The organism is Xanthomonas euroxanthea (assembly GCF_903989455.1).
Taxonomy (GTDB): Bacteria; Pseudomonadota; Gammaproteobacteria; order Xanthomonadales; family Xanthomonadaceae; genus Xanthomonas; species Xanthomonas euroxanthea.
The window spans coordinates 958,649-971,487 of record NZ_LR861803.1; the positions used below are offsets into that span (position 1 = coordinate 958,649).

Annotated in this window: 11 protein-coding genes and 2 pseudogenes; 9 read left to right on the forward strand and 4 right to left on the reverse strand. The window is 65.9% G+C overall.

Annotated features, from left to right (window positions below):
• The first annotated feature begins 74 nt into the window (after nucleotides 1-74).
• Nucleotides 75-986 carry a UDP-3-O-acyl-N-acetylglucosamine deacetylase gene (lpxC, locus tag H7A86_RS03940; protein ID WP_104584571.1) on the forward strand — a complete coding sequence of 304 codons (912 nt, stop codon included), beginning with the start codon at nucleotides 75-77 and terminating at the stop codon, nucleotides 984-986.
• A 186-nt stretch (nucleotides 987-1,172) separates the two neighbouring features.
• Here lpxC and H7A86_RS03945 read toward each other — a convergent pair whose 3' ends face one another.
• Nucleotides 1,173-1,619, reverse strand: a complete 447-nt coding sequence (locus H7A86_RS03945) for a DciA family protein (RefSeq protein ID WP_104543326.1) — start codon at nucleotides 1,617-1,619, stop codon at nucleotides 1,173-1,175.
• Here H7A86_RS03945 and H7A86_RS03950 point away from each other — a divergent pair, their 5' ends adjacent.
• From H7A86_RS03950 to H7A86_RS03970, 5 genes and pseudogenes are all read left to right on the forward strand, one after another.
• Complete coding sequence (locus H7A86_RS03950) at nucleotides 1,620-2,564, forward strand: M23 family metallopeptidase (RefSeq protein ID WP_104649684.1); 945 nt, start codon at nucleotides 1,620-1,622, stop codon at nucleotides 2,562-2,564.
• A gap of 155 nt (nucleotides 2,565-2,719) precedes the next feature.
• Nucleotides 2,720-5,458: a preprotein translocase subunit SecA gene (gene secA, locus H7A86_RS03955; protein WP_115676116.1), complete on the forward strand. Its 2,739-nt coding sequence runs from the start codon at nucleotides 2,720-2,722 to the stop codon at nucleotides 5,456-5,458.
• Between the two features lie 470 nt (nucleotides 5,459-5,928).
• Nucleotides 5,929-6,296: pseudogene (locus tag H7A86_RS03960) on the forward strand (VOC family protein).
• A 138-nt stretch (nucleotides 6,297-6,434) separates the two neighbouring features.
• Nucleotides 6,435-7,382, forward strand: a complete 948-nt coding sequence (locus H7A86_RS03965; protein WP_119129629.1) for a Nudix family hydrolase — start codon at nucleotides 6,435-6,437, stop codon at nucleotides 7,380-7,382.
• A complete protein-coding gene (locus H7A86_RS03970) occupies nucleotides 7,379-7,897 on the forward strand; it encodes a P-loop nucleotide/nucleoside kinase family protein (protein WP_119130932.1) in 519 nt (172 codons plus the stop codon). Before H7A86_RS03965 ends, H7A86_RS03970 begins: the two co-directional genes overlap by 4 nt.
• 119 nt (nucleotides 7,898-8,016) lie before the next feature.
• Here the strand turns inward: H7A86_RS03970 and H7A86_RS03975 are convergent, their stop codons facing one another.
• Nucleotides 8,017-8,613, reverse strand: a complete 597-nt coding sequence (locus tag H7A86_RS03975) for a hypothetical protein (protein WP_104584619.1) — start codon at nucleotides 8,611-8,613, stop codon at nucleotides 8,017-8,019.
• 144 nt (nucleotides 8,614-8,757) lie between these two features.
• A complete protein-coding gene (gene metF / locus H7A86_RS03980) occupies nucleotides 8,758-9,585 on the reverse strand; it encodes a methylenetetrahydrofolate reductase [NAD(P)H] (RefSeq protein WP_119129630.1) in 828 nt (275 codons plus the stop codon).
• 210 nt (nucleotides 9,586-9,795) lie between these two features.
• Between metF and H7A86_RS03985 the strand changes: the two genes are divergently transcribed.
• Both H7A86_RS03985 and H7A86_RS03990 read left to right on the forward strand, forming a co-directional pair.
• Nucleotides 9,796-10,032, forward strand: a complete 237-nt coding sequence (locus H7A86_RS03985; RefSeq protein WP_115676119.1) for a hypothetical protein — start codon at nucleotides 9,796-9,798, stop codon at nucleotides 10,030-10,032.
• 326 nt (nucleotides 10,033-10,358) lie between these two features.
• Nucleotides 10,359-11,336 carry an NAD(P)H-quinone oxidoreductase gene (locus H7A86_RS03990; protein WP_119130744.1) on the forward strand — a complete coding sequence of 326 codons (978 nt, stop codon included), beginning with the start codon at nucleotides 10,359-10,361 and terminating at the stop codon, nucleotides 11,334-11,336.
• Nucleotides 11,337-11,471: 135 nt separating this feature from the next.
• Here H7A86_RS03990 and H7A86_RS21155 read toward each other — a convergent pair.
• Nucleotides 11,472-11,582, reverse strand: a pseudogene (locus H7A86_RS21155) (VOC family protein); the annotation flags it as partial.
• Nucleotides 11,583-11,802: 220 nt separating this feature from the next.
• Here H7A86_RS21155 and H7A86_RS03995 point away from each other — a divergent pair.
• Complete coding sequence (locus H7A86_RS03995; protein ID WP_104584583.1) at nucleotides 11,803-12,738, forward strand: Gfo/Idh/MocA family protein; 936 nt, start codon at nucleotides 11,803-11,805, stop codon at nucleotides 12,736-12,738.
• The last annotated feature ends 101 nt before the right edge of the window (nucleotides 12,739-12,839 follow it).

Below are 12,839 nucleotides of genomic sequence, written 5' to 3' on the forward strand. Positions count from 1 at the left end.
TAAAATTCGGATAATCTCTACGGATTAGACAGCCGGTTCAGCGTCTGTCTGCATTGTTCATCCAGACTTCGCATATGACCCAGCAACGCACTCTCAAGAACACCATTCGCGCCACCGGCGTCGGCCTGCACAGTGGCGACAAGGTGTACATGACGCTGCGACCGGCCCCGGTCGATCATGGCGTGGTGTTCCGGCGTGTGGACCTGGAGCCGATCGTCGAAGTTCCTGCCGATGCCGAGCTGGTCACCGAGACCACGCTGTGCACCGGCCTGACCTGCAATGGCGCCAAGATCCAGACCGTCGAGCACCTGATGTCGGCGCTGGCCGGCCTGGGTGTAGACAACGTCATCGTCGAACTGTCCTCGGCCGAGTTGCCGATCATGGACGGTTCGTCCGGCCCGTTCGTGTTCCTGCTGCAGTCGGCAGGCATCGTCGAGCAAAACAAGGCCAAGCGCTTCATCCGCATCAAGCAGACGGTGGAAGTGCGCGAGGGCGACAAGGTCGCGCGCTTCGAGCCGTACGAGGGCTACAAGCTCGGCTTCACCATCGAATTCAACCACCCGATGATCCCGGCCAAGCAGTCGCGCCAGGAAATCGAGTTCTCCACCTCGGCCTACGTCAAGGAAATCTCGCGCGCCCGGACCTTCGGTTTCATGCGTGATCTCGAGTACATGCGCGAGCGCAATCTCGGCCTGGGCGGGTCGATGGACAATGCCATCGTGCTGGACGAGTTCCGCGTGCTCAACGAGGACGGCCTGCGCTACACCAACGAATTCGTGCGGCACAAGATCCTGGACGCGATCGGCGACCTGTATCTGGCCGGCGGCGCCATCCTGGGCGCCTACGAAGGCTTCAAATCCGGCCACGCACTCAACAACAAGCTGGTGCGCGCGCTGCTGGCGGATCAGGCCGCCTGGGAATGGGTCAGCTTCCCCGAGGGCAGCGTGCAGCCACCGGTCACCTACGCCAGCCCCGTCTACGCCTGATGTCGGGGAATGCCGTAATCGGCGTTCGAAGTGTGAACTGCGTCGGGTTTACGGCCCGTTCTTAACTTTTATTTAAGACTTCTCTAACTCCTGCGCGGCCCAGGCCCGCTAGGATGCGTCGGGTCGTGCGCGGCCTTCGCAACTCTTTCACGCCGCGATGGCCGTCGCGTAACAGGCGGCACCGACTCACCGTTTGGTGGGTGGAACGTCCTGCAGGGAAGCCAGCGCATCGCGCAGACCTCGGTGCGTGGCCTCCGACACAGGACGTGGACGCTCGCGATTCTGCTGCGTTGGGGAATGCAGCGGGGTGGTGGTGGTCTTGATGGTCACTGCGGTGGCCTTCAGTCCGATGGATCGGGCGGCATCCAGTAATTGGGTCTCGGCAAGTCGCAACTTGGCATGCCAGACAGGTGAATCAACCAGAAAAACCAGCTGTTCGTCTCTGACATTGGCCAGCCGGCAACGGGTGGCCAGATGAGGCGGTAACAGGGGGCGCAACTGCCGGTCCAGCGCATCGAGCCACAAGGCGCGGCGCAAGGGGTCGCCAGCCTTTTCACCCAACGCGGCCTCGATGGCAGGTTGTGGGACGGAAGGGTTGCGTGCGTTGGACTTGGGCTTGGACATGACACTCATATGGCGTTGAAGAAAGTTGTAATCAAATCTCGCGAAACCCGGGCGCAACGGTTGGCCCGGCAGTTCCAGGGCTTCGCTGCGGATCGACCGATGGTAGTCCTCGGTGCCGTGCTTGGGCTGGGCATGTTGATCGGCATCGGTGCCAGCACCGCCACCGGCATGGTGACCAATTCCGCGTTGCAGGCCAAGGTTGCCCGGCAGCAGGCCGAGCTGGCCCAGGCGCAGCGCGCCTCGCAGGCGCAGGTCAACGCACTGGCCGCGCGCATGGGCGAGCTGCAGGCGCAGGCCACCCGTCTCAATGCATTGGGCGAGCGGCTGACCGAAATGGGCAAGCTGAAGGACGGCGAGTTCGACTTCGATGCGCCGGTCGGCGTCGGTGGCGGCGATGAGCCGGTCAGCGACATGCCGGTCGAATCGCTCAAGCAGACGCTAGGGCAGGTCGAACAGCAGTTCTCCGCCTCCGGCCAGCAACTGAACGTGCTGGCCACGCTGATGTTCGATCATCAGCTCGAACAGAATTCGGTGCCCTCGCGGATGCCGATCCGCAACACCTACATCACCTCCGGCTTCGGCGGTCGTGCCGATCCGTTCGACGGCGGCTCGGCCTTCCACAAGGGGGTGGACTTCCACGCCAACGTGGGCGACCCGGTGATGTCGGTCGCCGATGGCGTGGTCAGCTACGCCGGCGTGCGCGGCGGCTACGGCAACGTGGTGGAAGTGGACCACGGCAACGGCTATGTGACCCGCTATGCACACAACTCGCGCCTGGTGGTGAAGGTGGGCGATCTGGTCCGCGCCGGCCAGCAGGTGGCCAGGGCCGGATCCAGTGGCCGCTCCACCGGTGCGCACGTGCATTTCGAAGTGTGGGCGGACGGGCGGGTGGTCAATCCGCGCAAGTTCCTCGGCGATACCAATACGCCGGTGGGCCGCCGCGGGCGCGGTTGACGACGGCGCGGGTGGTGCTTGATTCGTGAAGGCCCGCCCCAAGCTACAATAGGGTGTTGCCATCGACAGGGCGCAGTGCGCCCTGTTTCGTTTACGGCGGCCGGGTCTTGGGGACCGGCGTCGGTCAAACCGTTCCTTTTCAACCGGTTTCTTCAATGATCAACAGTCTGCTTACCCGTGTCTTTGGCAGTCGTAACGAACGCCAGCTGCGCCAGCTCAACCGCCTCGTCACCCAGATCAATGCGCTGGAGCCGACGATCGAGAAGCTCTCCGACGCCGAGCTGCAAGCCAAGACCCCGGAGTTCAAGCAGCGACTTGCCGCCGGCGAGTCCCTGGACAAGATTCTTCCCGAAGCCTTTGCGGTGTGCCGCGAGGCCAGCCGCCGCGTGCTCGGCATGCGCCATTACGATGTGCAGCTGATCGGCGGCATGGTGTTGCACCTGGGCAAGATCGCCGAGATGCGCACCGGTGAAGGCAAGACCCTGGTGGCCACGCTGCCGGTGTACCTCAACGCGCTGCAGGGCGAGGGCGTGCATGTGGTCACGGTCAACGACTACCTGGCCCGACGCGACGCCGCGCAGATGGGCAAGTTGTACAACTGGCTGGGCCTGAGCGTGGGCGTGGTGTATCCGGGCATGCCGCACAGCGACAAGCGCGAGGCCTATGGCAGCGACATCACCTACGGCACCAACAACGAGTTCGGCTTCGATTACCTGCGCGACAACATGGCGCTGTCCAGGGCCGACCGCTACCAGCGCAACCTGCATTACGCGATCGTCGACGAAGTCGACTCGATCCTGATCGATGAGGCGCGCACCCCGCTGATCATCTCCGGCCCGGCCGACGAATCGCCGGAGCTGTACATCCGCGTCAACCGCATCGTGCCGCAGCTGACCCGGCAGGAAAGCGAAGAGGGCGAGGGCGATTACTGGATCGACGAGAAGGGCAAGCAGGTGCATCTGTCCGAGGCGGGCATGGGCCACGCCGAAGAACTGCTGATGCAGGCCGGCATTCTCGAGAATGCCGAGGACGGCCTGTATGCCGCGCAGAACCTGAGCGTGGTGCATCACCTCAATGCCGCGCTGCGCGCGCATGCGATCTACCAGCGCGACGTGGACTACATCGTGCGCGATGGCGAAGTGGTCATCGTCGACGAATTCACCGGCCGCACCCTGTCCGGGCGTCGCTGGTCCGACGGCCTGCATCAGGCGGTCGAGGCCAAGGAAGGCGTGCCGGTGCAGCGCGAGAACCAGACGCTGGCCAGCATCACCTTCCAGAACCTGTTCCGCATGTACAAGAAGCTGTCCGGCATGACCGGTACGGCCGACACCGAAGCCTATGAATTCCAGAGCATCTACGGCCTGGAAGTGGTGGTGATCCCGACCAACCGCCCGACCGTGCGCAAGGACCATCCGGACCAGGTGTTCCTCAACCGCAAGGGCAAGTTCAACGCGGTGCTGGCCGATATCGAAGACTGCGCCAAGCGTGGCCAGCCGGTGCTGGTGGGTACCACCTCGATCGAGACCTCGGAGATGCTGTCCGAGCACCTGCGCAAGGCCGGGGTCAAGCACGAAGTGCTCAACGCCAAGCAGCACGAGCGCGAAGCCACCATCGTGGCCAACGCCGGCCAGCCGGGCGCGGTGACCATTGCCACCAACATGGCCGGTCGCGGTACCGACATCGTGCTGGGCGGTTCGCTGGAAACCGAACTGCATGGCCTGGGCGAGGACATCAGCGACGAGCAGCGCCTTGCGGCCAAGACCGAATGGCAGCGTCGCCACGACGCGGTCAAGGCAGCCGGCGGCCTGCACATCATCGGTACCGAGCGGCACGAATCGCGCCGTATCGACAACCAGCTGCGCGGCCGTGCCGGTCGTCAGGGCGACCCGGGTTCCTCGCGCTTCTACCTGTCGCTGGAAGACAACCTGATGCGCATCTTCGCCTCGGACTGGGTCCAGAAGGCGATGCGCATGATGGGCATGAAGGAAGACGACGTCATCGAAGACCGCCTGGTCAGCCGGCAGATCGAAAAGGCCCAGCGCAAGGTGGAAGCGCACAACTTCGACATCCGCAAGAACCTGCTGGATTTCGACGACGTCAACAACGATCAGCGCAAGGTGATCTACGCCCAGCGCGATGAATTGCTGGATGCCGAATCGGTCAAGGACAACGTCGACGGCATCCGTGGCGATGTGATCTACGACCTGGTCGCGCGCTTCGTGCCGCCCAATTCGGTCGACGAGCAGTGGGACCTGAAGGGGCTGGAAGCCACACTGGAATCGGAGCTGGGCATGCCGCTGGCGTTGAGCGAGATGGCACGCACGCAGGAAGAACTGGACGCCGAGCAGATTGCGGCCAAGGTGCAGGCGGCGGTGGATGCGCACTTTGCCGAGAAGGAAGTGGCGGTGGGCAGCGACACCATGCGCGCCTTGGAGAAGCACGTGATGCTGACCGTGCTGGACCAGGGCTGGAAGGAGCATCTGGCCAAGATGGATTACCTGCGCCAGGGCATCTATCTGCGCGGGTATGCGCAGAAGCAGCCCAAGCAGGAATACAAAAAGGAAGCCTTCGAGTTGTTCTCCGAGATGCTGGAGAACGTCAAGCGCGAAGTGATCAACCTGCTGGCGCGCGTGCGCATCCGCAGCGAGGAGGAAGTGGCCGAGCTGGAAGAGCAGGAACGCCTGCAGGCGCAGGCGCGGCTGATGGCCTCGCAGTTCCAGCATCAGGACGCCGGCGGCTACGGTGCCGATGAGGAAGTGGAACAGATGCAGGGCGGCAACGCCCCGGTGCCGGTGTCGCAGGTGACCCGCGACGAGCCCAAGGTGGGCCGTAACGATCCATGCCCCTGCGGCAGTGGCAAGAAGTACAAGCACTGTCACGGTCAACTCAGCTGAGCTGAGTTGACCGTGGCGCAGCCCGCCTGGCGGGCTGCACACCAGGCGTCCGCGTCGCGGACGCCTGGTGCACGGTCCTTGCTTCCGATCCCCGCGCCTTTGGCGCGCCCCCTTACCAAGGGGGCTCTGCTGACGGAGGGATTCGTTGGAGCTGCTGATACTCAGGCGTGGAATGTGGGTGGCGGGGTGCAATGACCCCACTGAATCTCACGCTTTTTCCAACTCTCCGCCTAGCCCCTGCCAACGGCTTGGCTTGCGTGGTTGCCAGGCACGGTCTGCAACCCGTGGCATAGACGCCAGGAGCGTTCGACCAGCTCGATGGGCGCTGTCCTGGTGAGCCTGGGCTTGGCGCGGTTCGCCCCACGCTTGTCCATCGCGCGCCGGTGGCAACCATGCCTGCTGCACGCAGGCTTTTCCGCCTGCGACACTGCGGGGCGTATGCTCGGTCCACGTCCTGCGGGGAGTGCGTCATGTCGCAGCTGTCGAGCCAGCAACTGAAGGTGTTCGTGCCTGCGCGCGACTACGCGCTGTCGCAGCGGTTCTATCGCGCGCTGGGCTCGTGCAGGAGGACGAGGTGGGCAATGTGACCTGCTTCCGGCATGGCACGCATTGCGCGTTTCTGCTGCAGGATTTCTACCTGCGCGAGCTGGCCGAGAACCTGATGCTGCACCTGTGGGTGGACGATGCCGACAGCTGGTGGCAGCACGTGCACGATGCCGGCCTGGACGCGCAGTTCGCAGTGACCTGCAGCGTGCCGGAAGACCGGCCATGGGGCGCACGCGATTTCACCCTGCACGATCCCAGCGGAGTGCTCTGGCGCATCGGCCATCCACTGTAGACGTGAATCGGGAATCGGGAATGGGGAATTGCAAAGGCGGGCATGGTGCGTGCTTCAAACGATTCCCGATTCCCGAATCTCCATTTCCCGCCCTCAAGCGATTGCGCTGAACCGCTCACTCGCGGCACTCTTGTGCCCATGCCCGATTCTCTGAGATCCATCCACGTCGTTGCCGGCGTGATCACCGACGCCCGCGGCCGCATCCTGCTGACCCGCCGCACCGAAACCCGCGACATGCCCGGCCTGTGGGAATTTCCGGGCGGCAAGCGCGAACCCGGCGAAACCTCCGAACAGGCCCTGGTGCGCGAACTCAACGAAGAGCTCGGTATCGAGGCGCAGGTCGGCGAGTGGTTGATGGACGTGCCGCAGCTGTACCCGGACAAGCGGCTGCGCCTGGAAGTGCGCCACATCACCGCCTGGAAGGGCAGCCCGCGCGGCCGCGAAGGCCAGGCAATGACCTGGGTGGCCGCGGACAAGCTGACCCGGTATTCGATGCCGCCGGCCGACGTGCCGGTGGTCGGCGTGCTGCGCCAGCCCGACCGCTATCTGATCACGCCCGAGCCGGACGATGACGCGTTGTGGCTGGAAGGCCTGGAGCGTGCGCTGCAGGACGGCATCACGCGCATCCAGCTACGTGCGCGGCAGGCCGAACCGGCACGCTGGCAGGCCTTGCTGCAACAGGTGCTGCGCCTGCGCGGCCGTACACGCGCGCAGCTGCTGCTCAACCGCGACATCGCACTGGCCGGCGAACTCGGCATCGGCGTGCACCTGGGCGCGGAGCAGTTGGCCAGCCTGCAGGAGCGCCCGTTGCCGGCCGAACAGCCGGTTGCCGCCTCGTGTCATGGGTTGGAGGATCTGCGCCACGCCCAGCGTCTGGGCTGCGATTTCGCGGTGCTGGGGCCGGTGCAGGCGACCGCATCGCATCCGGGTGCGACACCCCTGGGATGGGAGGGGTTCGAACGCTTGCGCGAGCAGGTCTCCTTGCCGATCTACGCACTCGGGGGCATGCAGGTCGACGACCTGCGCGCGGCACGTGCGCATGGCGCGCAGGGCATCGCGGCGATTCGCGCGCTGTGGCCGCAGTGACTGCGCCGTCAGCGACCTTGGTGGTGTTGGGCGGATTGCCCGGTGTCGGCAAGAGTTCCATTGCTCAGGCGCTGCTGACGCACTGCACTGCGTTTTATTTGCGTATCGATACGATCGAGCAGTCACTGCGCGAAAGTGGTGCACTCGCCAACGACGTCGGACCAGCCGGCTACATGACCGCCTATGCGCTTGCCGCGGCCAATCTGCACCAGGGTCACGTGGTGGTCGCCGATTGCGTGAACCCACTGCCGGTCACCCGTGAGGCGTGGCGTGATGTGGCGCGCCGCACACGCAGCCGCCTGTTGGAGATCGAAGTAGTGTGCAGCGATCGCAAGATGCATCGGCAACGCGTGGAATCGCGGCAGAGCGAGGTGCCCGGATTGCGCATGCCGGATTGGTCCTCCGTGCTCGCGCATGACTACGTGGCGTGGACCGAGCCGCATTGGATGATCGACAGCGCCGCGCTGAATCCGCAGCAGGCGGCTAGGCAGATCATGGACCGGCTCGCCGCGTAGCCTGCAGATGAGGCATGTGGTCCGAAGGGTTCTCGCAGCCGATGCGCTGCTTACCTTTGCAACCCACGCAGATACTTCGCCACTGCGATCTGCCGGCGTCCGTCAAGGCGGGCGCTGCGCTAGAACGTCACCCAGAAGCAGTTGTACTGCCGACGCAGCCGCAACACGCTGCGCGCGGGCGTGCCGCTGGCGAGATTCTGCTCCAGGCGCAGGCCCCAGGGGCGTGGGCGGCCCGGGGGTGCCGGGAGTGGGGTGTCGGTCGCACTGCCGTCCAGTGATGGAGCCGCCGCCGACGTGTTCGCATCGGCTTGCCAGGTTGGCGGATCGCGTTGCGGGTACATCGGGACGATATCCAGCAACGGGCGTTGCACGATGGCTTCCAGCCGGCTCAGTACCTGGCTGGCGGCCGCGTCGGACTGGCCGCTCCACAGGTACAGGCTGGAGAGCCGGTTGACGTCGCGGCTGTCCACCGCCAGTTGCAGCAACGAGACCAGTTCGCTCAACCGGCGCGGGCAGCCGTAGCCAGACAGGCCGGTAGTGCCCTGCGTGCGCGTGGCCGGCGGCGGGCGCGCCGCGGCGCCGACATCTTCGCAGCGGCGGTCGGTGAACATGGTCTGCCCGTCCGCTGTCACGCAGCGTCGGATCTCCTGCGCCTGCCCGCGCATGGCCGGGCAAAGGCAGGACAGCAGCAGCAACGGCAGCAGGAGGCGGGGCATCGACGCAGCGTAACGGGCCGTGCGTGAGCCGGCGCGCAACGTGCCAAGACAGCGATAGCCTGTACGGCGCTTGCGCATCACGCGCGCCTGCCGGTGCCGTGCCCGCACAGACAGCCAGCAACGGCATGGCATCGCTGGCGTGGCTCAGCGCCCGAGCAGCTGCAGCACCTGCGTGGTCGGCTTGGCCAGGTTGAGCGTGTAAAAGTGCAGCGCAGGCGCGCCACCGGCGATCAGGCGCTCGCAGACGGTGGCCACCACTTCCGCACCGAAGGCGCGCACCGCCTCGGCATCGTCGCCGAAGGACTGCATCTTCTTGCCGATCCAGCGCGGAATTTCCGCGCCGCATTGCTCGGAGAAACGTCGCAGCTGCGAGAAATTGGAGATCGGCATGATGCCGGGGATGATCGGGATCTCCACGCCCATGCGCTGCACCGCGTCGCGGAAATGAAAGTACGCATCGGCGTTGTAGAAATACTGGGTGATTGCGGCATCGGCACCGGCATCCACCTTGGCCTTGAAGTAACGCAGGTCGCTCAGTGCGTCGGTTGCCTGCGGGTGGGTTTCCGGATACGCACCGACCTCGATCCGGAACGCATCGCCATGCTCGGCGCGGATGAAGGCGATCAGGTCCGAGGCATAGCGCAGGTCGCCCGGATGGCCCATGCCCGAGGGCAGGTCGCCGCGCAGGGCGACGATGCGGGTACAGCCGATCGCGCGATACAGCTTGAGCAGCTCGCGGATCTCCTGGCGGCTGCCGCCGACGCAGGACAGGTGCGGGGCGGCCTCGAAACCGTGCTTCTGCTTGAGGTGGCGCACCGTCTCGGAGGTGTAGCTGAGCGTGGAGCCGCCGGCGCCGAAGGTGCACGAGACGTACTCCGGCGCGTAGCCCTTCAACCTGGCCGCCGTGCGGTCCAGCTGTGCGCGCTGGTCGTCGGTCTTGGGCGGGTAGAACTCGAAACTGAGAGGCGTCATCGCGGCGGGTCCGGCGGATCGTGCCGGCATAATATCGCTTCATCGCGATGAATGCATATTCGGTTGCGAGTGTCCTGGATGCGGCTGCCTCGGGGAACTCGTGCATGCCTGCGCAATGTGCGACAGGGTTGGGGCCGCTTCGGGCGCCAGTCTCGGGGTGCGGCGTACACGGTAAGCTCCAGTCCCCAGGCCACTTGATCGGAGCGCGACATGCAAGAGCAGGAAATGGATGTCATCGCCGAATCGCTGGGCCGCATCTGGGTTGCGTTGGCACGCAGCGTCGGTGATCTGGCGCTTGCCCTGGCCGAGCAACCCGGCGTGGATGGCGACAAGTTGCTGAGGGACTTCGCCGCCCGCTTGCCGTCGGATCAGGATGACGGCACCTCCAAGGTGTTCGAGGCGATTCGCCAGTACATCGACCAGGACGCCGCGCCCAGCGCGCAGTGATGTGTTGCCACGTGCGTCTGCAATGCAGGCGCGCGTGCTGATGCGGTGTGGTCTTGCGATGCGCTTGCCGGCAACGGATGACGGCCCGGCCTGCGGGCCTGCGGGCGATTGCCGCATAGTGGTGCGCCTGGACTGGCATCAGTGCGGTGGCGTGCGTCCGTTGCAGCACCGCTTCAACGCGTGCGCCGGCCATCGTGTAGTCGCTCGCCCTGCGTTGGTTGAGAGTGGGGTCACGCCGCGCGTGGGTGAGGTGTGGCGACCGGGCGTGCGCCATGCCTTGACGCAGGGATCCCTACACTGGGCGCACTTTCTACGGAGTGCTGCGCATGAGCGATACCACGATGACCGCAATCGCCATCCGCGATGGCAAGGGTGATGCGGATGCGCTTTACCCCGACGAGCAGCCGCGCCCGTGCCCCGCGCCGGGGCAGGTGCTGATCCGCGTGCATGCGGCCGGCATCAATCGTCCCGATCTGCTCCAGCGTGCCGGCCACTATCCGCCGCCGCCCGGCGCACCGCAGACGCTCGGGCTGGAAATCGCCGGGGAGATCGTGGAGCCGGCCGGCCGCTGGAAGGTGGGTGATCGCGTATGTGCACTGCTGGGCGGTGGCGGTTACGCGCAATACGCAGCGGTCGATGCGCGGCATGTGCTGCCGATTCCGGCCGGCATGGAGATGGCGCATGCCGCGGCGCTGCCGGAAACCGTCTTTACCGCGTACGCCAACCTGTTCGAGCATGGTCGGCTCGCCGCCGGGGAGTGGCTGCTGCTGCACGGCGCCACCTCCGGGATCGGGGTGACGGCGATCCAGATGGCCAAGGCCGCCGGTGCGCATGTGCTGGCCACCGCGCGTTCGGCGGGCAAGGCGGCGCAGGCACGCGAGCTGGGCGCCGATGTGGCGATCGACTCCACCACCGAATCCTTTGTCACCGTGGCCAAGGCGCACGGCGGGGTGGATGTGTCGCTGGACATGGTGGGCGCTGCAGTATTCGCCGACACCCTGGAAGCGCTCAATCCGCGCGGACGTATCGTCTACATCGCCTCGCAGGCCGGCTCGACCATCGAGGTGCCGATTCCGTTGCTGATGCGCAAGCAGGCCATCCTCACCGGCTCGACGCTGCGCCCGCGCAGTGCCGACGAGAAGGCGCGCCTGGCTGCGGAAGTGGAGCGCGTGGTGTGGCCGTGGATCGCGCAGGGCAAGCTGCGCGTGCTGCTCGACAAGCGCTTCCCGCTCAGCGAAGCCGCTGCAGCGCACCGCTATCTGGAGCAGGGCAGCCACCTGGGCAAGGTCGTGCTGGAGATGTGAGTGCATGCGGCCTGCCTGACAGGCGCGTGCGTGTCAGGCAGGTGGCGCGGACTGTCGCAGCGTGAGGTTGCCGGCCAGCGCATCGCACTGCGCGTCCAGGCAGCTGTCTGCAGTCGGCGGCGCCGCCACGGCAGGTCATGCAGGCGTGTCGACCCCCGCCTCGAGGTGGTGCCCATCGGGATCGATGACGAACGCGGCGTAGTAATCGTCGCCGTAACCCGGTCGCAGGCCGGGTGCGCCGTTGCAGCTCCGCTTGTTGCCGCAATGGCCGCCCTTGCACGGCCGCCGGGCGCCGCAGGTATAGCAAAACAAGCAGGAGCGATGTCTCGCAGCGAACCGTGGCCTGACCGTACACTGCGCCGTTGCGTGCGCTTGTGCATCGCGCCGCTGCCGCAGTGTCCGTGTACAAGCGCCTGAAACGGGCGATCGCGGGTCCCGCCACTTCACCATCAGCCCGAAGGTTTCGATGAAGCATCCAGACGCATTGCGCATTGCCCTTGTCGGCATCGGCAAGATCGCCCGCGACCAGCACGTGCCCACCATCGCCGCGCGCGCCGATGTGCAACTGGTGGCCACCGTGAGCCGGCATGGCACGGTCGACGGCGTGCCGGCCTATCACACCCTGGAAGAGGCCTTCGCTGCGCATCCACAGATTGAAGCGGTCGCGCTGTGCACGCCACCGGTGGGGCGGCATGCGCAGGCACAGGCCGCGCTGGCTGCCGGGCGCCATGTGTTCCTGGAAAAACCCCCGGCCGCCACCCTGGCCGAGATCGACGACCTGCGCGCATTGGCGCAGCGCGCGCAACGCAGCCTGTTCACCAGCTGGCATTCGCGCTGCGCCGCCGCAGTGGCGCCTGCGCGGGCGTGGCTGGCCGACAAGCAGATCCTGCGCGCGCATATCACCTGGAAGGAAGACATCCGCCATTGGCATCCGGGCCAGGACTGGATCCTGGAGCCGGGCGGCATGGGCGTGTTCGATCCCGGCATCAACGCGCTGTCCATCGTCACGCATCTGTTGCCGCGCCCCTTCGCGCTGCGCGAGGCGGAGCTGCACACACCGGAGAACCGTCAGGCACCGCTGTACGCCAGGCTCGGCTTTGTCGATACCGCGGGTGTGCCGGTGACTGCAGAATTCGACTTCCTGCAGACCGGCCATCAGCGCTGGGATATCGAAGTGGACACCACCGATGGCCTGCTCATGCTCAGCGAGGGCGGTGCCAGGCTGAGCATCAATGGCCAGCCGCAGCCAGTGGAGGCGGCAGGCGAGTACGACGGCTTGTACCGCCGTTTCGTGCAGTTGGTGCGCGCGGGTGAATCGGAGGTGGACGTCACCCCGTTCGTGCATGTGGCCGATGCGTTCATGCTCGGCGCGCGCAAGGTCACCGCGCCGTTTGCCTGGTAAATCGGCGCGGTATCGCTCGCGTTCCAGCATGGCGTGGAATGGAAGTGCGCTGTGCGCAACACCCCGACTGAGGTCTCGACGACCCGGGCACTGACACGGCA